This is a genomic window from Actinoplanes sp. OR16, assembly GCF_004001265.1.
GTDB lineage: Bacteria > Actinomycetota > Actinomycetes > Mycobacteriales > Micromonosporaceae > Actinoplanes.
In genome coordinates, this window is record NZ_AP019371.1 from 6,800,716 (window position 1) to 6,823,578 (window position 22,863).

Below are 22,863 nucleotides of genomic sequence, written 5' to 3' on the forward strand. Positions count from 1 at the left end.
ACGATCCGCGATCGACGTGATCACGATCGCTTATCGGTCGGTCCTATCGTGGTACCGGCTGCAATGCCGTTCGCAGGCCCGCCGTGACCGCCTCGGCGATCCGCGGATCAGCGCCCGAGCGGGCCCGCAGGCTCATCGTGGCCGGCGGCACCCCGGGCAGGTCACCGCGCTCGGCGAGCCCGTCCGGGGTGGACGTGGCAGTGGCCAGCAGCGCCACGCCGAGCCCGGCCCGCACCGCCTCCAGGACACCCGCCACATAGCCGCTGTCACACACGACATAGGGGTCGAACCCCTTGGCTGCGAGAGCGGTGAGCGCACGCCGCCGCAGAACACAGGGCTCCTCGATCGCCACGACCGGCCAGTCCCGGCCGGCCGGCGGCTCCCACCCGGTCGCTGAGTACCAGCTCAGGGGCAACGAGCCGATCGGCGTACCCTCGGCGCTCGAAGCCTCGGTGAGATGCACCGCCAGATCCAGGGTGCCGCGATCGACCGCCGCGTCCAATCGCCGGGTGCGATCGATGCGGAACCGCACCTGGTGACCGGGCAGCGCCGCGGTGACCGCCGGCAGGATCAGGTCGGCGGCGTGCTCGGTGGTGCCGACCGTGACGGTGGGCCGTTCCGGGCCGACCAGCCGGCGCAGCGCGTCGTCGTGCGCGGTCAGGATCCGCCGGGCTTCGCCGAGCAGCGCCTGACCGTCCGGGGTGAACGTGGTCCCGCGACCCTGGCGCTCGACGATCGGCCGTCCGATCACCTTCTCCAGCCGACGCACGTGCTGGCTCACCGCCGACTGGCTGACCCGCAGCGTGGCCGCGGCCCGGTGGAAGCCGCCGCAGTCGGCCACCGCGACCAGGCTGCGCAGCGCGAGGATGTCCAGAACCTGTGCCATGCGGCGGACGCTAACAACCAATTGATAAGAACTCGTGTTCGGTTCCGATCCGGGATCGGTGTTGGACACGTCCGCCGTGATCAGGTGATGCTGACCGGCATCCACCACTCTTAAGGAAGTCAGATGACGAACGCCTTCGACGAGCCCGCCGGGATCGCTCCCCGGGGGACCGTGATCGTCGCCGCCGGTCGCGGCGAGACCATCGACGCCTATCAGCGCTTCGGCAAGCGGATCGCGGCCGACGGCTACAAGGTGCGGCTGCTGCCGGACGTCGTTCCCGACCTGGAGTCGTCCTTCGCCGCGGCAGAGAAACTCCTGGTGGACGACGGTCTGCCCGGTCCGAGGGTGATCGTCGGCTCGGACACCGGTGCGCTGTTCGCCCTCGCGCTGGCCCGCCGCGCGGCCCCCGGTCTGGACGCCGTCGTGGTGGCCGGGATCCCCCTTCCCGAGGCGCCGGGCGTTGACCTGATCGGCTGGGAGGGCGAGCTCGAGGCGCGGACCGGGTGCCCGGCTCACCGGGGTGTGCTGGCCGCCGGCGCCGTGACGCCCGGCGCCCTCTTCTCGGCCCAAATTCCTACTGAACTCATCGGCGAACCGGGTGATGTGACGATTCCCACGCTGGGCCTGCACGGCGCCGACGACCCGATCAGCCCGCTCGCCTCAGCGCGGCCGGCGTACCCGGGGCGGCTCGTCGGCATCGCCGGTGGCCGACACGACATCCTCAACGACGTCACTCACCGCACCGCGGCTGCGACCATCATCCTGTTCCTGGAGCGCCTCAGACTCGGCGCCTCCCTGCCCGTCATCGCAACCGAGGTGTCCGCATGAGCCGCTACATCATCATCGGCGCCGGGGCTGTCGGCGCGTCCCTCGCCGCCGAACTGCACCGCGCCGGCATCGACACCGTGCTGGTCGCGCGCGGCGCGCAACTCGCGGCCCTGCGCGCCTCCGGCCTCACCTATGTACGCCCGGACGGCGCCCACCACCTCACCGTCCCGGTCGCGGCCGGCCCCGCCGAGGTGGACCTGACCGAGGACGACGTCCTGATCCTGGCGACGAAGAGCACCGACAGCGCCGGCGCCGTCCAGGACTGGGCGTGGCGCCCGGTCAAGCGCGCCGACGGCTCGGCCGGTCTGGCCGCCACCGACCTGCCGCTGGTGACGGTGCAGAACGGCCTGGAGACCGAGCGGATCGCGCTGCGCTCGTTCGCGTCGGTCACGGCGATCGTCGTCTGGATCCCGGCGACCTTCGTGACCCCCGGCGAGATCGTCAACCACGCCGAGCCGGTGCCGGCCGTCCTCTGGCTGGGCCGCTACCCCTCCGGGCTGGACGCGACGGCCACCGCGATCGCTGCCGACCTGCGCCGGGGCGGCTTCACCGTGAACGAGGTCGCCGACATCACCGCGCACAAGGCCGCCAAGCTGATCGGCAACCTGCTGAACAGCCTGGACGCCCTCTACGAGCCGACTCCGCTCCGCGAGGCCGCCGTCCGCGCGCTGCGCGCCGAGGCCCGAACCGTGTACGCCGCCGCCGGCATCGTCCCGGCCACACCCGATCCCGGCGACTTCCGGTCGGTTGACATCCCCGGCTACACCCGCCAGGGCAACTCGACGCGGCAGTCCTTCACCCGCGCCGTCGTCCCGGAGACCGACTACCTGGACGGCGAAATCGTCCTGCTGGCCCGCCTCCACGGCGTACCGGCGCCACTCGCCGAGGCCGTCCAGTCCCGGGTCCACCGCGCCGTGGCGTCCGGTGTGCAGGCGGGTGCCCTGGGCGACGACGACCTGTCCGCGACCCTGCCGACCGTGAGCGTCCCGGCGCCGGCTGTCGCCACTCCCGCTGCCGCCTCCGTCGCAGCCGCGGGGGCGGGCGGTGGGCTCAGCGCGGCCTCTGTCGCCGCCGCGGGGGCGGGCGGTGCGGAAGAGCTTGCCGCGGCTCGGGCGTCCGTGCTGATCGGCGCCGAGGAACTGCACCGGCGCGTGGCCGAGCCGAACCCGCCGGAGCTGCTGGACGTACGGTGGGCCCTCGGCGACCCGCACGGCGCCGAGCACTATCGGGCAGGTCACCTGCCGGGCGCCGTCTACGTCGACCTCGACACCGAACTGGCCGGACCGCACGCCCCCGGCGCCGGCCGTCACCCGCTGCCGTCGGCGGCGGCGCTGCAGGACTCGGCCCGCCGGTGGGGGATCAGCCAGGGTGGCAGCGTGGTGGTCTACGACAACAGCGGCGGGCTGGCCGCCTCCCGCGCGTGGTGGCTGCTGCGCTGGGCCGGCGTCCGTGACGTGCGCATCCTCGACGGTGGCCTCGCCGCGTGGCGGGCGGCGGGCTACGCCGAGGCGACCGGATCGGCGAGCCCGCGCAAACCCGGCGACGTCGTCCTGTCCGCCGGTCACCTGCCCACCCTCACCGCCGACGAGGCCGCGGCCCTGCCGTTCGCCGCGAGCTCGTCCCCGGGAGACCGGTCCTCTGCCGGAACTCGGCCGGCAGGCGGAACGCTTCTCGACGCACGGGCCGGCGAACGCTACCGCGGCGAGGTCGAGCCGATCGACCCGCGCGCCGGGCACATCCCGGGCGCGATCAGCAAGCCGACCGGCGAGAACCTGCAGGACGGCGTGCCGTACTTCAAGACCGCCGAAGCCCTGCAGGCCCGCTTCGCCGACGTCACCGGCCGGGTAGGCGTCTACTGCGGCTCCGGCGTGACCGCCGCCCACCAGATCGCCGCCCTCGCCACGATCGGCATCGACGCCGCGCTGTACCCGGGCTCCTGGTCCGCCTGGTCCTCCGACCCGGACCGCCCCGCCGCCACCGGCGACCAGCCGTGACCAGCCCCACCTCAGCGGGGCCCGCTTCTCCGGGCCCCGCGCCCTCCCCACCGACTCCGCCCGCTTCTCCGGATCCCGCGGCAGCCGTGATGAGTCCGGCGCCCGGCCACGGGGCTGCCGCCGGCGGTCCCGCGAGCGGGTCGCCCTGCCTGGCGGACTCATCCGCCGTTGTGGAGACAGCGGACGGTCGCGCGCACGGTGATGGGCTCGGATGGCTGGCCGCGACCGGGGCTGAGTGGAGTACGGACGCGGCGGTGCTCGGCGAGAAGCGGCTCGATCGCTCCGGGTGGGAGCCCGACGGCCGGCCCCTCGCCGTCGTGTATCCGCGGACGGTCGAGCAGGTGCGGAGCGTTCTTCGCGGTGCCGCGGTCACCCGTACCCCTGTGGTCCCTCGCGGAGCCGGCACCGCACTCACCGGTGGGAGCGCCGCCGGAGCCGGCGCCGTGGTGGTCGACCTCGCGCGGATGAACCGGATTGTGGAGATCCGGGCGGCAGACGGCGTAGCCGTCGTGGAACCCGGCGTGATCACTGCGGATCTGGACCGGGCGGCGGCGGCCGTCGGATTGCGGTACGCGCCCGACCCGGCGAGCCTCGAACTCTCCACGATCGGCGGCAACATCGCGACGAACGCGGGCGGGTTGCGGTGCGCGAAGTACGGCGTCACCCGCGACTCGGTGCTCGGCCTCGACGTGGTGCTGGCCGGCGGCACGCTGATCAATACCGGTCGGGGCACATTGAAGGGCGTTGCGGGGTACGACCTCACCGGCCTTTTCGTGGGCTCGGAGGGAACGCTGGGAGTGGTGGTCGGCGCGACGCTCCGGCTGCGGACGTTGCCCGCGCCGACGGCGACGATCGCCGCGTCGTACCCCGATGTGGAGACCGCGGCGGCCGCGTCGGTGGCCCTCGCCGAGGCGCGGATCCAGCCGGTGATGGCCGAACTTCTCGATGAGGCGACACTGTCTGCGCTGGCTGGGACGGGTCTGCGGCAGGACGGCGGCGCGTTGTTGATCGTCCAGACCGACGGCGGCGACGACGAGGCGGCCCATGCCGTGGCGGTTCTTTCGCGGGGCGCCACGTCGGTGCGCAGTGACGGTGATCCGGACTCGCTGCTCGCCGCCCGCCGGCAGGCGCTGCCCGCGATCGAGCGGCTCGGTCGTCCCTTGATCGAGGACATCGCGGTCCCGCGGTCTCAACTGGCTTCGGCGGTACGATCAATCGCGGACATCTCGCGACGCCACGCCGTGCCGATCTGCACCCTGGCCCACGCCGGGGACGGCAACCTGCACCCGATCATCGTGGCCGGTTCCCCCGGCTCGCCGATTCCCGACTCGGCGCACCGCGCGGCTGACGAGATCTTCGGGCTGGCTCTGGAGCTGGGCGGGACGGTCACCGGGGAACACGGTGTCGGCGTGCTGAAGCGGGAGTGGCTGGCCCGTGAGATCGGACCGGTCCAGCATGCCCTGCAGCAGCAGATCAAGTCCGTTTTCGATCCGCTCGGCATCCTCAATCCGGGCAAGGGGATCTAGGAGCTTCCGCCGTATCGCAGAAGGTCGCGGCCGGGGTGTCCGGATCGATCACGGGTAGACGATAGACGGCGATGCCCCAGCCGCAGGGGGATCGGCTGGGGCATCGCTGGTCTTCGTGTCAGGACCTTCAGTAACCGAAGTCCTGGGTGTAGTACGGGGTGCCGTTGGCGGAGAACACAGCTCCGACGCCGACGGTCTTCGACTTGCAGTTGAGGATGTTGGTGCGGTGGCCGGGGCTCTTCATCCAGCCGTCGACGACCTGCTTGGCGGTGCGGTAGCCCCAGGCGATGTTCTCCGCTGACGGCGTGGCGTAGCCGGCGGCCTTGCTGCGGGCGACGAAGTTCGAGTTGCTGCGCCCGGTGTGGGAGAACGTGCCGGTCTGCGCCATCCAGGCGCTGTGCCCGCGGGCGGCGACGGTGAGCTTGGCGTCGGTCTTGAGCGCGGCGCAGCCGCGGCTGGTGCGCTCGACGTTGATGAGGCGGTTGATCTCGGTCTGCAGGGTGGTCTCGCTGGCCTTCACCGGTGCGGCCTGTGCGGATCCGGCGGTCATCGTGGCGAGGCCGAGAGCGGCCGGGGCGATGAGAGCGGCGGCCAGGGCGAAGCGGCGAAGAACGTTGCGCAAGAGGTCCCTTTCGACGATGTCCCGTGCTTACACCGTTCAGTTCGGCCCACCACGCGCCTGCTGGATCACCATGCCGGTGCGTGATCGTCGCGAACCGGTTGCCAAGCCCGGCCGTACCGGAGAGCGGTAGTTCGGGCGTCGACGCGACGGGGTTCAGTGAGGAGGGGTTGATCAGGGTCACGGTCGGCCGGGGTGGGGAACTGGGTACTGGGGCGCCGTGGATGTGCGACGACTGGCAGGTGTTCTCGGGGCGGCTCTCGGGTTCGGGATGGCGGCGGCCGCCGTCAAGGGCGACCACTACGGCCTGCGCGACACCGTCGGCAACCTGAGCACACCGTGGCTGCTGGTGGCGTATCTGGCCGGGCTCACCACCAGACGTCCCGGCCGGGGCGCGCTGCTCGGACTGGGTGCGACGGGGGCGGCGCTGGCCGGGTTCTACCTCGTCGTCGCGATCACCACCGACGACCACTCGCCGACCCTGGGCGAACACCTGGGACAGGTGCTGCACAAGAACCGGCTCTGGCTCTACGCGGGTCTGCTGAGTGGCCCGACGATGGGCGCTTTCGGGGCGATGACCAGGAGATTCGCTCCTGACGTACGGCGGGCCGCCCTGCGCGTGACGGCCCTGCTGCTGATGCTGGAACCCTTGGTGATCGTCGCCGCGAGGATCGTCCCCGGCTGGCGTGAGGTGATCCACTGGACGCTGGACCCCGGCCCGTATCTCGTCGAGGCCGCGCTGGGAATCGCCGTAGCCCTGAGAATCGCCGTAGCCCTGACGAGCCGTCACGAAAAATCAGGAAATATCGGGCACGGACCTAACATGATCCACTATGCGGACCCTAGCCATCCTCGTCACCGCCACCCTTCTGAGTGCGAACCTGCTGACCGAGAACGATCTGCCGAAGCGCTACCAGGCAGCGGACCGGAATCCGTACCAGACCGTCATTGACGCCCTGCAGAGCGAGACCTGCCGCCTGCCCCAGCCCGCGAAACCCGAGCGTGCGACGTTCGTGACCGACGACGACTACGCCCTCGACGTCGAATCCCTGACCGAGCACCTGGCCCGGCCCGGCGCCACCGCCGCCCGCGAACTGGTGGCGCAGACCGCGGCCCTGCCGGAGCGTTGCCCGACTTTCGAGACGCCGCGCTACACCGTGCACGTCAAACCGCAGCCGATGCCAGCGATCGGTGACGCCTCCACCGCGCTGCGCGTCGTCTTCTGGGTGAAGGCGGCCGGTTCGCAGACCACGTACGTCGACGTCATGGAGGCCGAGATCGCCACGGTGGCGCACGGCGATCAGCACGTGACCGTCGTCCTGCTCGGCTACTACGCGAAGCACGGTGTCGATTTGGCGGCGGTGACCAGGACGGCGGTGACGAAGGCCTGATCTTCCGGCCGGCCTCGGACGGCGTCCGTGAAATCGGCGTCGCGGGCCGTCGAACGCTTCGGCGCCGGCGTACGAGGGAAGATTCAAAGGTTGTAGGGCGTCGTGGTGGTCAGGGCGGAGAAGCCGAGTCGCCGCAGGATGGGCCGGCTCTGGTCGGTGGCGTCGACCTGGACGAACGAGTAGCCGAGCTCGGCGGCCCGGCGTGCCCGGTGAGCGACGAGGGCGCGGTAGATTCCCCGGCCGCGCCATGCGGCGAGGGTGCCGCCGCCCCAGAGGCCGGCGAACGCCGTACCCGGGATCAGGTCCATCCGGGCGGCACTGACCGGGGTGTCGCCGGCCATCGCGACGAGCAGCTGCGTGTTCTGCGGCGCGCCGGCGAGCTGGGCCAGCAGCCGGGGACGCAGCCAGGGGATGCTGTGCCCGAAGGCCTGCTCGCTGACCGTCACCATCAGGTCGATGCCGGCCGGGTCGGTGACCTCGTCGATGCGTACGCCGTCGGGAAGCCGCACGGCCCGATCCAGCTCGTCGACGGCGGCGACCATGAGAGTCTCCGGCTCGTCAGCGGTGAAGCCCGCTGCCTCGAGGCGTTTTCCCAGGTCGGCGGGCTGGTCGTGTGCGTACAGCTTCCATTCGAGGTCCCAGCCGTGCTCCCGGAAGTACGCGGCCTGCTCGGCGATCACCTCGTCGGCCGTGCTCTCGCCGAGATCGGACCAGACCACGGCGTTCCAGTCCTGGCCGCCGCCGACGTGCCGGACGATCCGGTCGGTGCGGTCGATCCGTGCGGCGGGGGTCTCGGGGCGGGCTCCGTAGCGAACCTGGCGGTCGTAGAGCGCGAGCACTTCTTGTTGATCCACCCGCACACCGCACCAGCAGCGGATCCGCGAGGCAAACGAATTAACGACCCAGCCTCCTAGGACGCCTTACGGGTGGTGGCGCACCGAAGCGAAGAGACCCGGCAGGCGCTGCTGGACGAGATCCTGACCATCGTGCTCGACAGCGCGATCGGCGACGAGCAGACGGCACCATGCTGCGCACCGCCATCGGCCTGGACCGGATGCGCACGGCGTGGGCTGAACGCCGCGACCACGGCCAGCTCAGCATGCTCGACGTGTCGATGTCGTACCTGCGCCAGTTCGCCCCGGCCGTGCTCGCCGCGGTGCAGTTCGCCGGCGGGCCGGGCACCGAGCAGCTGCTGCAGGCAGTGAGCATGCTGGCCGGGTTGTACGCCACCGGCGTGCAGCTCTGCCACCTGGTCGGCAAACCGGCCGTGGTCGCCGCCGCGCTCGCTACGGCCGATGACGAGCTGCACACCGCCCTGGCTGATCTGGAGACTCAGCTGGCCAAGGGGCATTCGCTCAGCGCTTCCAGCCGCCAGGGTGAGAGCCGCCGCGGCGTCCGGCTCCAGACGGATCACCTCGCGACGGAAGCCCAGTTCCCCGTCGCGCGCCTGCAGCGGCGATTCCCGCGTGGGAAGTGCCGGTAGAGGGTGCCTGAGCCGACGCCGTGCTCGGTGAAGTACTGGTCTGAGCGCGGCCGACGCCGGCGAGATGTTGTGCTCCCGGCCACGACACGGCCCCTCTCGTTGACAAAACGGAGCCACCCTCCTTAACTTTGGTGAGTCACTAACGGAGGGTCCCTCCTCTTCAGTGGAGATGGCACCGCTGGTTGCGCCACGAATGCCCGCCTCCCGGCGACGAACCGTCGTGTCGCCTGCCGCGCATCACAGGAGAAGACGAATGCAGACCTCATCGGCCGCCGGTGTGCGTCACACCTTCGCGGCCTACCCCACCGGCCTGGCACTGATCGCTGCCGAGGTCGATGGCCGTGACGAGGCGATGCTCGCCAACTCGTTCACCAGCGTCTCGCTCGACCCGCCGCTGGTCTCCATGGCGTTCACCCACACCTCGACCACGTGGCCCCAGCTACGGCGGGCGCGGGAGCTGGGGATCACGATCCTGGGGGAGTCCCATGCGCACCTGGTGGCGCAGCTGCGCCTGTCCGGGCCCGCGCGGCTCGCCGGCATCGTCCTGGACCGCGCCACCGCCCAGGCACGCCTCCTGCCCCGGGCGGCGGCCACCCTGATCGTCCGGCCCTACCGGCACATCCCGGCCGGGGACCACGAACTGGTCCTGTTCGAGGTCGTCGACCACCAGCGCGACGACGATGCCGCTCCGCTGACGTATCACGATCGCCACATCTGCGCCCTGCACCACGAACAGAAGTAGACCGGGGCCCCGCAACCAGGCGCGTCCATCGCGATCCTGCCCGAGGCGATCACCTACGACGTAAGGACACGACTGTCATGAGTAAGAGTTCGTTCCTGCTCGGAGCGGTACTGGGAGAGATGCACGGCAACCACCCGGGAGCGTGGCGGATGCCGGCGGCCGATCCGAACGCCTACACCGACGTAACGGCCCTCGTCCGCGCCGCGCAGAGCGCCGAACGCGGCGGACTGGACTACATCTTCCTCCCCGACCGGGTCTTCATCTGGGGGGATCTGGAGTCGCGACCGCCCATCGTGACGATGGAGCCGACCCTGACACTGGCGGCGATCGCCCCCGCCACCCGGCGCATCGGCCTGGTCACCACGATGTCGACCTCTTTCGTCGAGCCGTACACCCTCGCCCGGCAGCTCAGGGCGCTGGACGTGATGAGTCATGGTCGCGCCGGCTGGCAGGCCATCCCCAGCTACGAAGCGGAGGCCTTCGCCAACTACGGACGCCCCGTTCCGTCGCGGAACGAGAAGTACGAACGCTTCAACGAGGCCATCCAGATCACCCAGGCGCTGTGGGGCAGCTGGGACAGGGCTGCGGGCACCCCCGACAAGGCCACCGGACGGTTCGCCGACACCTCCCACATCCGCCCCGTCAACCTGCAGGGCCGTCACGTCGCCTCCCGCGGGCCGCTGCAGATCCCGCCGTCCGAGCAGGGGCAACCGGTGATCTTCATGCCGTTCGCCAGCGGCCTCGGTGTGCAGGCCGCCGCCCTGTACGCCAACGGCATCATCTCCATGGCCTCCTCCATGAAGGACGCCAAGGCTCAACGCGACATGATGCGTGCGATGACGGTGGAAGCCGGCCGGGACGCCGACGAGGTCAAGGTTCTCAACTTCTTCCACCTCAGCGTCGGACCGACCTTGCAGGAGGCCGTCGAGCGGCGCATGGTGCTGGAGGAGGCCGCCGGCATCGACAAGCGCCTGGCTCAGCTGTCGGCCATCCTCGGCCTGCGTCTGGACCCCGCCGACCGTGACAAGCCGCTCACCAGCGCCCAGATCGCGGCCCTGAACTCCCATCTCAGAGGTACGCCGGCAGCCCGCGCCCTCGATCTCGCCCGCGAAGGGCGCACACCGCACGAGATCCTCGGTCACGGGGTGCTCGACCAATCGCCGTCGTTGCTCGGCACCGCCGAACAGATCGCCGACACGCTGCAGGAATGGGTGCAGGCGGGCGCCGCCGACGGCTTCACCGTCGTCATCGACGACCTGCACGACGGCATGGACGCCTTCGTGGACCAGGTCGTCCCCGTCCTGCGCAAGCGCGGCCTGCGCCCCGACGACTACCAGGGCACGACGCTGCGCGACCACCTCGGCCTCCCCGAACAAATCGGTCTGGACCCGCGCCTGACCTGAGCTGCACCCGATGTGGCCCGGCCGGGATGAGGGCACCTCATAGGCACTGGCCGTCCATCCGGAGGTAGCCTCCAGGTAGTGAGTGAGGGGGCAGTCAATGACCGACGATCAGGTTCGCCGCCGCCGGCCGCGTACGGACAAGCTGCGCAACCATGCGCAGATCCTCGACGTCGCCGAACGGTTCTTCGCCGAGCGTGGTGTCAGCGGGTCGCTGGAGGCCATCGCCAAGCTGGCCGGGGTGGGCACCGGCACGTTCTACCGGCACTTCCCGACCCGGGAGGCCTTGCTGGCCGCTCTGCTGCAGGCGCGCTATGACGACCTGGTGGCCCGCCGCGACACCATCCGGCGCGAGGAGAAGGATTCCAGTGTCGCGCTCGAGCGATGGCTGGACGCGCTGGACGAATGGGTGACCGCCTTCGACGGGCTGCCCGAGCCGCTGCGTGATGCGCTGGATCAGGAAGCCTCACCGCTGACGATGAGCTGCCAATGGTTCGTCACGACCACCGACGAGTTCCTTGCGCTGGCCCAGCGCGACGGCACCGTCGAGCCCTGGGTCCGAGGCCGTGACCTGTTCCTCAACGCCCTGGCAGCGGCCTGGGTCCGCGGCGCCGCCCTGGCGGACGAGTCCTCGACCCGGACGCTGCGCCGGCTGATGCGATCGGGATTCGCCGCACGGACACCAGGACGGGCGCCGCAGGGTGCGCATCTCACACCGTTCGCAGAAGAGCATCGGTCCTGACGCGACGACCGACCGACAAACGAAGGGATCACCATGCGTGCCGTCGGTGTCACCACCTTCGGAGGGCCGGAGGCCCTGCACATGGTCGACGTGCCAGCCGAGCCACTCGGCCCGGGCCAGGTACGACTGCGGGTACACGCGGCAGCGGTCAACCCGACCGACACGCAGTACCGCGCCGGCGCCTACGCGGCCTATTACCCCGATGAGTCGCCCCCGTGGATTCCCGGCATGGACGTCGCCGGAGTGGTCACCGAACTCAGCCCCGGCGTGGATCACCTGACGGTGGGGGATCTCGTGATGGGACTGGTGGTGCCGCAAGGCGCCTACCGCGAGGACAAGGTCCTGCCGGCGGACTCCGTCGTGCGGGTACCGGCCGGTGCTGACGCCGTTGCTGCATCGACGCTGCCGATGAACGGGCTCACCGCCCGCCTCGCCCTCGACAAGATGGCCCTGAAGCCGGGTCAAGTGATCGCCGTGACCGGGGCGGCAGGCGCCTTCGGTGGATACGTCGTCCAACTGGCCAAGGCCGACGGCCTGACCGTCATCGCCGACGCCGCCGACAAGGACGTCGAGCTGGTGCACGAGCTCGGAGCCGACCTCGTCGTCCCGCGCGGCGACGACGTCGCGACCCGGATCCGCGAGAAGTTCCCCGACGGCGTCGCCGGGCTCGCCGACGGGGCGCTGCTGGATGCGCTCGCCCTGCCCGCTGTCGCCGACGGCGGTGCCGTCGCGACCGTCCGCAACTACCGCGGGCCCGACGAGCGAGGCCTGCGATACTTCCCCACCCTGGTCGCCGACATGGACAAGAACCGGTCTGCCCTCGACCGGCTGCGACAGCAAGCAGAAGACGGCACGCTCACCCTACGAGTCGCGGCCACCTTCCCTGCCGAACGAGCTACCGAAGCGCACCAACTCCTGGAAAAAGGTGGTATCCGGGGCCGTGTGGTCCTGACCTTCTGAACCGGGCCACCAACGCATCCCACCATCCGTCCGCGGCGTTGAGTTGCCCGCGATCACGGTGACGGCATGTCCCATGGTGAGAACCGATCGACTGCCAGCTCCGGATCGCCGATGGCTCAGCCGTGGCGGTGGTGCTTCTTCACGAAGGTGTAGCCGGGCTCGAGGGGCTCGTCGATCTGTGCCGTCTCCATGGCCTTCGCGTGCAGGGACTGCTGGCGTTCGGTGGCCTGCGCGCCCGGCGGGAGTTTGCGCACGAAGCCCTTCACCCAGTGCTCGCGGCGTTCCCCGCCGCCGTCGCCGCCGAAGTCGCCGGGGTAGGGGGCCGGTTCGACGAGCGGGGCGTAGAACAGCATCTCGGCCTGTTCCTCGTCGTCGACCGGGGGATAGGAGGGGTAGCCGTCGGCGTTGAGGCTGCCGGTCACCCGGGTCACGTAGCCTTCGCGGAGCAGCTGGTCGACGGCGTTCTTCAGCAGGAACGCGCCCTTCTGCCCGCGCCCGAGCCCGCAGGCGGCGGCGAGGCCGGCTTCGGGGTAGAGGGCGCTGCCGTCCTCGTACACCCGGCCCTGGCGGCGGACCACGTTGAGTACCTGGCCGCGGTTCGACCGGCCGGGATCGAATTCCCTGGTCACGACGCGGGGATCGTACTCGTGGAAGTAGTCGACGCCGTCCACGCGCATCGGGTCGTCGAGGACGATGGTCCGCAGGTGCAGTTCGTCCTTCGCGGCCTGCCAGGAGATGATCACCAGCGTGCCCGGGTGGACGTCCGGTGGCCAGACGAGCCCGCTCACCTGCCATGCGATCTCCTGGGAGAGCGGGCAGGTGAAGGTCTCGCCGGCCGGGTCGAGGCCGTGCATCCGGTGCTCGACGACGACGGTGACCGCCTCGGGGTGCGGCAGGCGGGTGGCGAGCTCGTCCGGCAACGGGCAGACGCCGTCGTCGATGTCCGCCCGGGTGAGCGTGTGCCGGCGGTTGACCGTCCGCATGGAGCCCTCCTCAGCCAGTATCCGCGCAGATCAAGATACCCGCCGACGCCCTATCCTATCTTCCTAGGATGCCCTAGGCGGGGTGCGGCGGTGCACGGTGGCAGCAGAATTCCATCCTAGGATGCTCTACGCGGTGTGCGCTCGGCCTCAGGGGGAGAGGCCTTAAAAACAAAAAGGAATCAACGACAAGCCTCAGAAGATCAAGAGCTTGATTGATCGGTACGGGTGTAAGCCTGGCGGCTCAGCCGGATCAGGTCGGCCAGTTGGGCCGGTGGGTCGTCGCGCCACCAGGCGAGCCAGACCTCGATCTGGGGTACGGCCCTCAGCATCCGGTAGGCGACGCCCGGCCGGGGGTTCTGGTTGGCGGTGGCTTCCGAGGTGATGCCGACGGCCTGGTTCGCGGCGATGAGGGTGAGCCATTCGTCGACGCCGTGGGTGGGGCGGATGGCGGGTGCGGCGCCGGTGGGCCACAGGTCGGGGGTGGTGGTTCCGGTGCGGGCGTCGATGGCGACGGTGTAGCGGGTGAGGTCATCGACGCGCAGGGTGCGGCGGCGGGCGAGGGGGTTGTCGGTGGCGATGGCGGCGCACCGGTTCTCGAGTCCGATGAGTGCGGTGGCGAAGCGGGGGTCGGTGAGGGTGGGGTCGACGGGCGCGGGGCGGGTGGTGTCGCCGGGCAGTCCGCGGCGGACGACGGCGACGTCGGCGGCGCCGTCGCTGAGGCCGGCGGTGACGGTGTTGGACTGGACGAAGACCAGGGGTGTGCCGGGTTGGACGGCCGACCAGGCGCGCTGCAGTCTGCGGGTGTGTTTGCCGAGGGCGGCCCAGGCGTAGCCGACGCGGAGTTCGGTGCGGGACTGTTCGGCGATGCGGTGCAGGTGGGCGGTTTCGGCGAGGATGCGGCGGGCGCCGGCGAGGATCTGCAGTCCGGTGGCGGTGGGGGCTAGGTGGCGGGTGGTGCGTTGCAGGATGCGGACGCCGAGGGCGGTCTCCAGGGCGGCGATGTTGCGGGAGACGGCGGCCTGGGAGATGCCGAGTTCGGTGGCGGCGTCGGTGAAGGTGCCGGTGTCGATGACGGCGACGAGGGCGCGCAGGTGCCGCAGCTGGACGTCCATGCGCTGAGCGTATAAGTCGGGCACCGGCCGTATTTCTCTCACCGCCGGGGTGCGGCCGAGACTGGTTCGCGTGAGTGCTGATGTTCTGGAGCGGCCGGTCGCGGTGGCACCGGGTGGGCGGAAGCTGGCGGCCGGCCTGGCGACGATGATGGGTAGTGCCGCGTGTAATCAGGTGGGTGCGGCGGTGGGGGCGCACGCGTTCGCGGTGATCGGGCCGGCGGGTGTGGTGGCGGTGCGGCAGTTCGTGGCGGCGGCGGTGCTGCTGCCGGTGGCGCGGCCGAATCTGCGGCGGTTCACGTGGGCGCAGTGGTGGCCGACGTTGTTGCTCGGGTCGGTGTTCGCGACGATGAATCTGAGTCTGTACACGGCGGTGGACCGGATCGGGCTGGGTCTGGCGGTGACGCTGGAGTTTCTGGGGCCGCTGGCGGTGGCGCTGGCGGGTTCGCGTACCAGGCTGGATCTTGTCTGTGCTCTTGGTGCTGGTCTCGGTGTGTATGTGCTGGTGCTGCCGGGTGGGAGCAGTGATTGGTTCGGGATCGGGTCGGGTCTGCTGGCGGCGGGGTGCTGGGCGGCTTACATCCTGTTGAATCGGATGTTGGGTGCGCGGTTGCCGGGTCTGCAGGCGCCGGCGGCGGCGACGTCGGTGTCGGCGCTGATGTATCTGCCGGTGGTGCTGGTTCTGGTGGCGCGGGGGTCGTGGTCGTGGCCGGCGGTGCTGTTCGCGGTGGGTGCGGGTGTGCTGAGTTCGGTGATTCCGTACGCGTGTGATCTGGTGGCGTTGCGGACGGTGCCGCCGCGGTTCTTCGGGGTGGTGATGAGCGTTCATCCGGTGTTCGCGGCGCTGGCGGGTCTGGTGCTGCTGGGTGAGGTTCTGGCGCTGCACGAGTGGGCGGGCATCGCGATGGTGGTGGCGGTGAACGTGGTCGCGGTGGTCGCGGCGCAGCGGCGTGTTCGGTAGGGTGCTGGTCGTGACTGCCGGGTCGGCCTTGGGCCACTACCGAGTGGGGCGCCCGGCCGGCGTTTGATCCGGCGGCGGGGTCCGCCCGCGTTCTCGCTTCCTCTCGTGTTGGTGCTGGTCCGAGTCGAAGGTTGAGAATGAATTCCGCTGTCATTGAAGAGTTCCGTGCGCGTGGTGGTGTGCTGTCCGGGATGTTCGCCGGGTGGCGTCTGATTCTGCTGACGACGGTGGGTGCCCGGTCGGGGCGGCCGCATACGGTGCCGCTGGGTTTCCTGTCTGCCGGTGAGGGCCGGCTGCTGGTGATCGCTTCCGCTGGTGGGGCGCCGCGGCATCCGGCGTGGTTCCACAATCTGGTCGCTGAGCCGCGGGTGATCGTGGAGGACGGGGTGTCGTCGTATCCGGCGGTGGCGTCGGTGCTGGCCGGTGCTGAGCGGGATGGGGCGTTCGCGCGGGCGGTGGCCGAGGATCCCGGGTGGGCCGGCTATGAGCGCCGGTCCGGGCGGGTGTTGCCGGTGGTGGCGCTGACCCGCGAGCCGTAGCCCGCGCACCGTTCGGGCGGCCGGGTTCGGGGGGCTGCGGGGTCACTCGGGGCGGGGGACAAATGCGAAATGCCCGGCCGGCCGGTGGTCGGTGTGCGAACGTGCGCTGGTCGGCGGGTGGAAGGGGTTCGCGTGGGCAGGTGTTCGGTCAGGGGGACGGTGCGCAGCCGGATCTGTGTGGCGGCGGGGGCTCTGCTGATGGGAGCGGCGCTGGTGGTGGCGCCGGCGGTGGCGCACGCGGAGAAGGTGCGGATCAGCGGGGCGGTGAATCTGCTGCTAGCCGGGATCGACCCGCGGGGTTCGCATGTGGCGCCGCTGGCGGACACGATCGTGGTGGTGCATGTGCCGGCGGATCGGCGGGGTGTCTTCGTGTTCTCGTTGCCGCGGGATCTGGTCGTCTCGATTCCGGCGTTCGCGGCGTCGGGGAGCGCGGCGCAACGTTCCAAGATCAATGCGGCGATGGCTCTGGGGGCGAAGGAGCGCGACGGCGGCGGGTACGACCCGGCGCAGGGGTTCGAGCTGCTGGCCCGGGTGGTCGGTGACGTGACCGGGATCCCGGGGTTCGACGCCGGCGCGGTGATCGACTTCGGGGGGTTCACGAAGCTGGTGGCGGCGCTCGGCGGGATCCGGATGGTGATCGATCAGGATGTGGTGTCGGAGCATCGTAAGCCGGACGGTTCGCCGCGGGACCGGCTGCCGGAGTGCCAGGTGCCGGGGAACAGTTGCCTGCGGCCGTACACGGGTCCGCAGAAGTCGTACCCGCGCAGTGATGCACCGGTGCTGCTGGAGCCGTGGGAGGCCTTGGACTACGTGCGGCAGCGGTACGGTCTGCCGCACTCCGACTACGACCGGCAGCGGCATCAGCGGCAGCTGCTCACCGCGGTGGCGAAGCGGCTGGACGAGGCGCGGCCGGGTGAGCTGCGGCGGATCCTGATGGCGGCCGGCGACGTGCTGACGTTCGTGGGCGGGCGGCACGGGATCCGGGACTGGGCGGCCGCGTTGAAGGGCCTGGACGTGCGGGATGTGACGACGGTCGGGTTGCCGGGCGCGCCGGTGTTCGACGAGTCCGGGAAGTACCTCGGGGAGCGCCTGGACGCGGCCGGGTTCTTCCGGGCGGTCGCGGGCGATCGGGTGGCCCCGTTCCTGGTGGACCACCCGGCCGCCGTGACGATCGACCGACCGCGGTGAGGCTGGGCGGTCAGTGGCAGGGGACGCCCAGCAGGTGCCGGCCGTCGTGCATGAGCTCGTGCAGGTACATGCCGGACTGTGACAGCGCGCCCTGGTCGAACGCGACGAGGTAGGCGAGCAGCAGCATGACTCCGGTGACGGTGGCCGCGGCGGCGACCAGGCGCGGGTTGACGGCCGGTACGGCGATGGTGGGGTTCGGGGCCTTGGGCACCGTGAGATCAACCTCCTGCGGGATGACGCGTCCCGTTCGTGGGGCCTGCGGCACGTGAGCGTCCTGACTCACGGCACCCGGGGATGCCGTTCACAGTGGCGCGACCGCACCGGACTTGCACCGGTTTCTCTCACGTAGCCGCAGCTGGTCCCCTCAACCTAGAGCCCGGCCGTCACCGGCACAACCGAGAGGTGCCCAAGATCTCCGGCGGGGCCCTACTCTGGTGCGGGTGTCCACTGAGATCAGCGAACTCATCGACGAGGCCGCTCCGGCGGTGACCGGCGTGGTGCGCGGCACCCGCGATTCCCAGCTCGGGGCGGCGACGCCGTGTGCCGAGTTCCGGGTGCGTGACCTGCTGAATCATCTGCTGCAGGTGGCGGTGAACTTCCAGGCCCTGGCGCGCCGGGAGGACGCCGACTGGGCGCCCGGCCCGGATCGGCTGACCGGGGACTGGCGGGAGACGTTCGCCGCCGACGTGCAGCGGGTGCGGGCCGGCTGGTCCGATCCGGACGTTCTCGACGGGGTGTCACCCGGGATGGGCCTGCCGCAGCGGGTGCTCGGGCTGATGCTGGTCGTGGATCTGGTGGTGCACGGCTGGGATCTGGCCCGGGCGACCGGCCAGGACTATGCGGTGCCGCCGCGGCTGCTCGCCGCGACCACGGAGTTCCTGGGGATCATGGCGGAGACCGGCCGGCAGATGGGCGCGTTCGGTCCGGAGGTGGCCGCCCCCGACGACGCCGGCGAGCTGGAGAGGCTGCTCGCGCTGACCGGCCGGAATCCGCGCTGGCAGCCCTGAGGTCACGACGGGGACGCTTTGCGGCTGGCGTCCTGGAAGGTCTGCTCGCCGCCGACGTACCGCCACGGCTCGGGGTCGAAGTAGGGGCCGATCGCGTCGAAGACCGGGCGGGCCCGGGTGTGCTGCTCGGCCCGGTGCAGGGCTTGGGCGAGCAGGTTCAGGTCGTGGTGCCAGAGGGCGTGCCGGGTGGCGGGCTGCTGGAACCAGCCGGTGTAGGCGGTCTCGACGGCGGCGTGGAAGCCCGGGTTGCCGCGCTGGGCGCGGATCACCTGCAGGGCGCGGTTCATGGTGCCGGCGCCGTCGCCGTGGTGGGTTTCCCAGAGGGCCCATTCGTTCGCGGCGGCCAGGGGCAGCACGAGCAGCGGGGAGCCGGTCGGGGCGGCGGACGCGGTCTCGTGGGTGAAGGCGAACATGTCGTCGTGGGTGGTGGCGCCGGTGGTGCGCCGGCACAGGTGGGTGAGGCGGTGGCCGTGGGCTTCGCGGTGCCAGGGGTCGCGGGCGATGACCTGGTGCCAGCCGGCGTCGCGGGTGGCACGGTCGGCGCCGAGGGCGGTCATCAGCAGCAGCCGCTGTGACCAGGGGGTGGGGTCGTCGGGGGCGAGGTTCGCGGCCTGCTCGGTGAGGGTCAGGGCGGCGGGGAGGCGCCGGTCGCGGGCGATCAGGGAGCGGGCGTGCAGCAGCAGGGCGTCGGGGTTGCGGGGTTCGACGCCGGCCCACACGTCCGGCCAGGCGGTGTCGCCGTCGCGGGCGGTGGAGGCGGCGATGACGGCGATCAGGTGGGCGCGGCGGTCGTAGTCGTGCCGGGATGCGGCGAGCAGGTCGCGGGCCGGCTCCCAGTCGCCGTCGCGGGATCGCGTGACGGCCTGCCGCAGCGGCACGTCGTCGCCGGCGGGGTCGCTGTCGACGGCGACGTCCCGGCGGCGGCCGAAGAGATTCATGCGAGACCTTTCCCGGTACGGGGACCAGCGGCGTGGCCGGGGGAACGTTTCCGCGCCGGCCCGTTCGAGGGGTGGACGTCGGTCCGTCACCAGGACGGCGGCCGTCGCGGGCGCGGAGCGTCGGGGAGAGCTGGGGTGCCGGCGTAAAAGGAGGAATGTTCTTTTCAGGGGTTGTCCGTCGCGAACCAGGTCATGGCCTGGCCGTGCCCGCGGGCCCAGGCCATCGGGACGCCGTCGAGAGCCACCACGTTGTGCAGGGTGGCGTCGGGGGCGTCGGGCAGCGGGCCGAGATCGAGGACGTCGGGCGCCTCCACCGAGATCCAATGGCCGGGCAGGGTGCGGACCAGGGCGGTGAAGGCGTCGCGGCGGGCCGGCGGCACCTGGTAGAGCACGGAGGTGTGGAAGACGACGAGGGTCGCCTCGGGTGGCGCCTGCCGGGCCAGGGTGAGCAGGTCGTCGACGAGGTCCCCCTGGATGATCGCGGGCGGGTCCTCGGCGGCGACCGCGGCGGCCTTCTGCAGGCGGTCGCGGCGGTGGTGGTGCTCGGGCCAGATCAGTGCTTCCAGCCAGGCGACGTCGGCGTGGTCGGCGATGTCGAGGGGGTTGAGGTCGAGCCCGGCCCGCCAGACGATCTCCGGTTTGGCGGTGGGCGGGTCGATGCCGGTGAGGTCGCAGGTGAGGACCGGGCCGGTGTCGCCGAGGCGGTGCTCGCCGTACTGGTAGGTGTAGCGGTCCGGGTAGAGGCCGAGGCCGGCGGACGCGCCCACTTCGAGCAGGGCGAGGGGCTGCGGGAGCCGGGCCAGCAGGGGCAGCAGCACGGCGCAGCGGCCGGCCTCGTTGGTCTGGGTGGTGCGGGTGAGCAGGTTCGCTTCGATCGCCGGCCAGTTCGTGACGGTGAACTCGTGGAACGCGCCGGGGTCCTCGACCGGGCCGCCGAGCAGCCGGACCACGCCGAGCAGCAGATTCGGCTGGCGTTTCGCCGGGGGGACGGTGGCGAGCAGCTCCATGATCTGCGGGTCGTCGGAGATCGCCAGGGCGAGGCGCTGGTAGGTGGGCGAGATGCCCTTGGCCTCCCGGGCGGAGAACTCGGCGTAGGTCGATGCGATCGTCACCCCGCCGATCCTGGCACAGTGCGGCCGGGCAGTGGGGGCGGTCCACAATGGGGGCATGGAGTCGTTCGCCGCGTCCGTCCGGATGGGATTCGTGATCGACGTGGTGGGCTACGGCCGCCGCACCGCCCGGGAGAAGACCGACGTGCAGCAGCGGGTGGCGGCGCTCGTCGGTGAGCTGCTGCGGGATCAGGGGCTGCGCCTCGACGAGACCTATCATCACGGCACCGGTGACGGCATGGTGGTGTTCCTTCCCGGTGAGGTCGAGGTGCACCGGGCTCTGGCGCGGCTGCTGCGCGGTGCGGCGGAGGCGCTGGCCGAGGACAACCAGCGGTACCGGGATCGGATGCGGCTGCGGATGGCCGCGGTGATCGGCCCGCTCGGGCCGGCCGCGATCGGGTTCTCCGGTGACGCGATCGTGGAGGCCGGGCGGATGGTCGACAGCGCGCCGTTGCGGGAGGCGCTGTCCGGTGGCGCCGACCTGGTCGTGCTGATCTCGTCGCCGCTGTACGACTACGCGGTCCGGGAGGGTCATGCCGGTCTGCGGGCCGAGGAGTTCCGGCCGGTCGAGGTGCAGGCCAAGGAGTACCGGCGGCGGGCGTGGCTGTGGTCCGGGCCGGTGGTGTCCTCACCGTCGGCGGCGTTCTCGTACGTCCTGGCGGGCGGCCGGGGGCCGTCCTGCGTGATCGGGATCCGTCCGGGCCGGATCCTGCGGGTCCACGACGCCGACATCTGGGTGAACAGCGAGAACACCGACATGGAGATGGCCCGGTTCAACGAGTTCTCCATCTCCGGCATCATCCGGTATCACGGGGCGCGCCGGGACGCGGCCGGTCACGTCGTGCAGGACACCATCGCCGGTGAGCTGGCCGGCGCGGTCGGTGGTCACCGGCCGGTCGCGCCGGGCGCCGCGTTCGTCACCGGTCCGGGCGCGCTGGCCGGCACCCACGCGGTCCGCCGGATCATCCACGTGGCGGCGGTGCAGGGCGAGCCGGGCGCCGGGTTCCGCCAGGTGCGGCAGGTCGGCGCGTGCGTGGCGAACGCGCTGGCCCTGGCCGAGCGGCTGGCCGCCGACGACCCGGGGATCCGGACCATCCTGTTCCCGCTGCTGGGCGCGGGTATGGCCGGGTCGTCGGTGCCCGGCACCGCCGCCGAGCTGGTCGCCGCGGCCGTGGACCACCTGGAGTCGACGCCGGCCACCCACCTGACCGGCATCCGGTTCCTCGCCTACCGCGACACCGAGCAGGCGGCGCTGGCCGAGGCCCTCTCCACGCATCCGGCGCTGCGTCCGGCGTCCTGACGGCGGGCTTGCTCCTCACCCGGCGTCAGGGGCCATCATCGACGCCGTGGCAGAACAGCTGACCGTGGGGCGGGTGGCCGGGCTGACCGGCGTGAGCGTGCGCACCCTGCACCACTACGACCAGATCGGGCTCGTCCGGCCGTCGGCGCGCACGAGCGCCGGGCACCGGGCCTATGCGGCGGCCGATGTGCAGCGGCTGCGGGAGGTGCTCGCCTACCGGCGGCTCGGGTTCGGGCTGCGGGAGATCGCGGACCTGGTCGACGATCCGGCCACCGACGCGCTCGCCCATCTGCGCCGGCTGCGGGGGCTGCTGCTCGACCAGCGGGATCGCGCCGCCGCCATGGTGGCCGCGATCGACGAGGAGCTGCGGGTCCGCGCCCAGGGGATCACGACGACACCGGAGGAGCAGTTGACCATGTTTCTGTACGACGAGATCGGCGCTGCGTATCCGGCGACCCGCCGCACCGAACCGCGGATCGCCGCCCGGGTGTGGGAGGCGCTCGGTGACGCCCGCACGGTGCTGAACGTGGGGGCGGGCACCGGTTCCTACGAGCCCGCCGACCGGGAGGTGACCGCTGTGGAGCCGTCGGCGGTGATGCGGGCGCTGCGCGGGCCGGGGTCGGCGCCGTGCGTGGCGGCCCGGGCGGAGCGCCTGCCGTTCGAGGATCAGTCGTTCGACGCGGCGATGGCGTTCAGCACCGTGCATCACTGGCAGGATCCGATCGCCGGGCTGCGGGAGATGCGGCGGGTGGCCCGGCGGGTGGTGGTGTTCACCCATGACGCCAGCGACGCCGGGTGGCGCAACCGGTTCTGGCTGATCCGTGACTATCTGCCGGAGACGGCCGGCCTGGTCGCCGGGCGGCCGTCGGCGGTGCAGCTGGCCGCGGCGATCGGGGCGCGGCTCGAGCCGGTGCTGGTCCCGTGGGACTGCGCCGACGGGTTCTTCGAGGCGTACTGGCGGCGGCCGGCCGCCTACCTGGAGGAGCGGGTGCGCCGGGCGGTGTCGGTGTGGACGCGGGTCGGCCCGGAGGCGGAGCGGCGGGCGGTGGCGCGGCTGCGGGAGGACCTGGCGACCGGGCGGTGGGAGCAACGCAACCGGGAACTGGCCGGCCTGGACGCCGCCGAGCTGGGGTTGCGGCTGCTCGTGGCCTGATCGGC

General features: G+C 71.6%; 23 protein-coding genes, 2 pseudogenes and 1 riboswitch. Of the genes and pseudogenes, 17 read left to right on the plus strand and 8 right to left on the minus strand.

Annotated elements, in window-relative coordinates:
- Positions 1-43: 43 nt before the first annotated feature.
- The gene (locus EP757_RS31155; RefSeq protein ID WP_127551984.1) at positions 44-886 is read right to left on the minus strand and encodes a LysR family transcriptional regulator; all 843 of its coding nucleotides are present in this window, start codon (positions 884-886) and stop codon (positions 44-46) included.
- 123 nt (positions 887-1,009) lie between these two features.
- Between EP757_RS31155 and EP757_RS31160 the strand changes: the two genes are divergently transcribed.
- The 4 genes and pseudogenes from EP757_RS31160 (at position 1,010) to EP757_RS31170 (ending at position 5,234) form a co-directional block, all read left to right on the plus strand.
- Positions 1,010-1,714 carry an alpha/beta hydrolase gene (locus tag EP757_RS31160; protein WP_127551985.1) on the plus strand — a complete coding sequence of 235 codons (705 nt, stop codon included), beginning with the start codon at positions 1,010-1,012 and terminating at the stop codon, positions 1,712-1,714.
- Positions 1,711-2,610, plus strand: a pseudogene (locus EP757_RS44875) (ketopantoate reductase family protein); the annotation flags it as partial. The gene EP757_RS31160 and the pseudogene EP757_RS44875, both read left to right, overlap by 4 nt.
- Before the next feature lie 222 nt (positions 2,611-2,832).
- Complete coding sequence (locus EP757_RS44150; RefSeq protein ID WP_232050726.1) at positions 2,833-3,708, plus strand: sulfurtransferase; 876 nt, start codon at positions 2,833-2,835, stop codon at positions 3,706-3,708.
- A gap of 215 nt (positions 3,709-3,923) precedes the next feature.
- Positions 3,924-5,234 carry an FAD-binding oxidoreductase gene (locus EP757_RS31170; RefSeq protein ID WP_370457874.1) on the plus strand — a complete coding sequence of 437 codons (1,311 nt, stop codon included), beginning with the start codon at positions 3,924-3,926 and terminating at the stop codon, positions 5,232-5,234.
- 127 nt (positions 5,235-5,361) lie between these two features.
- Here EP757_RS31170 and EP757_RS31175 read toward each other — a convergent pair whose 3' ends face one another.
- On the minus strand, positions 5,362-5,784 hold the full coding sequence (locus tag EP757_RS31175; RefSeq protein ID WP_127554518.1) for a CAP domain-containing protein: 423 nt from the start codon (positions 5,782-5,784) through the stop codon (positions 5,362-5,364).
- 289 nt (positions 5,785-6,073) lie between these two features.
- Here EP757_RS31175 and EP757_RS31180 point away from each other — a divergent pair, with 289 nt between their 5' ends.
- Both EP757_RS31180 and EP757_RS31185 read left to right on the plus strand, forming a co-directional pair.
- The gene (locus EP757_RS31180; protein WP_127551988.1) at positions 6,074-6,805 is read left to right on the plus strand and encodes a hypothetical protein; all 732 of its coding nucleotides are present in this window, start codon (positions 6,074-6,076) and stop codon (positions 6,803-6,805) included.
- A 61-nt stretch (positions 6,806-6,866) separates the two neighbouring features.
- A complete protein-coding gene (locus EP757_RS31185) occupies positions 6,867-7,244 on the plus strand; it encodes a hypothetical protein (protein ID WP_127551989.1) in 378 nt (125 codons plus the stop codon).
- An 83-nt stretch (positions 7,245-7,327) separates the two neighbouring features.
- Here EP757_RS31185 and EP757_RS31190 read toward each other — a convergent pair whose 3' ends face one another.
- On the minus strand, positions 7,328-8,098 hold the full coding sequence (locus EP757_RS31190; RefSeq protein ID WP_127551990.1) for a GNAT family N-acetyltransferase: 771 nt from the start codon (positions 8,096-8,098) through the stop codon (positions 7,328-7,330).
- A gap of 93 nt (positions 8,099-8,191) precedes the next feature.
- Between EP757_RS31190 and EP757_RS31195 the strand changes: the two are divergent.
- The 5 genes and pseudogenes from EP757_RS31195 to EP757_RS31215 form a co-directional block, all read left to right on the plus strand.
- Positions 8,192-8,592: pseudogene (locus EP757_RS31195) on the plus strand (Tn3 family transposase); the annotation flags it as partial.
- 388 nt (positions 8,593-8,980) lie between these two features.
- Positions 8,981-9,469: a flavin reductase family protein gene (locus tag EP757_RS31200; RefSeq protein ID WP_160165929.1), complete on the plus strand. Its 489-nt coding sequence runs from the start codon at positions 8,981-8,983 to the stop codon at positions 9,467-9,469.
- Positions 9,470-9,546: 77 nt separating this feature from the next.
- Entirely contained in the window at positions 9,547-10,872 is a 1,326-nt protein-coding gene (locus EP757_RS31205) for an NtaA/DmoA family FMN-dependent monooxygenase (protein WP_127551992.1), read from the plus strand.
- Between the two features lie 97 nt (positions 10,873-10,969).
- The gene (locus EP757_RS31210) at positions 10,970-11,611 is read left to right on the plus strand and encodes a TetR/AcrR family transcriptional regulator (RefSeq protein ID WP_127551993.1); all 642 of its coding nucleotides are present in this window, start codon (positions 10,970-10,972) and stop codon (positions 11,609-11,611) included.
- Positions 11,612-11,644: 33 nt separating this feature from the next.
- Entirely contained in the window at positions 11,645-12,571 is a 927-nt protein-coding gene (locus EP757_RS31215; RefSeq protein ID WP_127551994.1) for an NADP-dependent oxidoreductase, read from the plus strand.
- Positions 12,572-12,687: 116 nt separating this feature from the next.
- Here EP757_RS31215 and EP757_RS31220 read toward each other — a convergent pair whose 3' ends face one another.
- A complete protein-coding gene (locus EP757_RS31220) occupies positions 12,688-13,554 on the minus strand; it encodes a hypothetical protein (RefSeq protein ID WP_127551995.1) in 867 nt (288 codons plus the stop codon).
- Between the two features lie 200 nt (positions 13,555-13,754).
- A complete protein-coding gene (locus tag EP757_RS31225; RefSeq protein ID WP_127551996.1) occupies positions 13,755-14,666 on the minus strand; it encodes a LysR family transcriptional regulator in 912 nt (303 codons plus the stop codon).
- Positions 14,667-14,736: 70 nt separating this feature from the next.
- On the opposite strand from EP757_RS31225, the gene EP757_RS31230 reads away from it, so the two are divergent.
- From EP757_RS31230 to EP757_RS31240, 3 genes are all read left to right on the plus strand, one after another.
- On the plus strand, positions 14,737-15,624 hold the full coding sequence (locus tag EP757_RS31230; protein ID WP_127551997.1) for a DMT family transporter: 888 nt from the start codon (positions 14,737-14,739) through the stop codon (positions 15,622-15,624).
- Positions 15,625-15,761: 137 nt separating this feature from the next.
- A complete protein-coding gene (locus tag EP757_RS31235) occupies positions 15,762-16,163 on the plus strand; it encodes a nitroreductase/quinone reductase family protein (RefSeq protein WP_127551998.1) in 402 nt (133 codons plus the stop codon).
- Positions 16,164-16,322: 159 nt separating this feature from the next.
- Positions 16,323-17,351, plus strand: a complete 1,029-nt coding sequence (locus tag EP757_RS31240; protein WP_232050092.1) for an LCP family protein — start codon at positions 16,323-16,325, stop codon at positions 17,349-17,351.
- 10 nt (positions 17,352-17,361) lie between these two features.
- Here EP757_RS31240 and EP757_RS31245 read toward each other — a convergent pair whose 3' ends face one another.
- Entirely contained in the window at positions 17,362-17,562 is a 201-nt protein-coding gene (locus EP757_RS31245; protein ID WP_174262462.1) for a CbtB domain-containing protein, read from the minus strand.
- A gap of 61 nt (positions 17,563-17,623) precedes the next feature.
- Positions 17,624-17,687: riboswitch (cobalamin riboswitch) on the minus strand.
- Between the two features lie 104 nt (positions 17,688-17,791).
- Here EP757_RS31245 and EP757_RS31250 point away from each other — a divergent pair.
- Positions 17,792-18,358, plus strand: a complete 567-nt coding sequence (locus EP757_RS31250; protein ID WP_127552000.1) for a TIGR03086 family metal-binding protein — start codon at positions 17,792-17,794, stop codon at positions 18,356-18,358.
- Between the two features lie 2 nt (positions 18,359-18,360).
- On the opposite strand, the gene EP757_RS31255 is transcribed toward EP757_RS31250, so the two are convergent.
- On the minus strand, positions 18,361-19,296 hold the full coding sequence (locus EP757_RS31255) for a DUF4034 domain-containing protein (RefSeq protein WP_127552001.1): 936 nt from the start codon (positions 19,294-19,296) through the stop codon (positions 18,361-18,363).
- A 164-nt stretch (positions 19,297-19,460) separates the two neighbouring features.
- On the minus strand, positions 19,461-20,408 hold the full coding sequence (locus EP757_RS31260; protein WP_370457709.1) for a DUF2332 domain-containing protein: 948 nt from the start codon (positions 20,406-20,408) through the stop codon (positions 19,461-19,463).
- Positions 20,409-20,463: 55 nt separating this feature from the next.
- Here EP757_RS31260 and EP757_RS31265 point away from each other — a divergent pair, with 55 nt between their 5' ends.
- Both EP757_RS31265 and EP757_RS31270 read left to right on the plus strand, forming a co-directional pair.
- Positions 20,464-21,705, plus strand: coding sequence for a macro domain-containing protein (locus EP757_RS31265; RefSeq protein ID WP_160165930.1), 1,242 nt, complete (start codon positions 20,464-20,466; stop codon positions 21,703-21,705).
- Between the two features lie 46 nt (positions 21,706-21,751).
- The gene (locus tag EP757_RS31270) at positions 21,752-22,858 is read left to right on the plus strand and encodes a MerR family transcriptional regulator (protein WP_127552004.1); all 1,107 of its coding nucleotides are present in this window, start codon (positions 21,752-21,754) and stop codon (positions 22,856-22,858) included.
- The last annotated feature ends 5 nt before the right edge of the window (positions 22,859-22,863 follow it).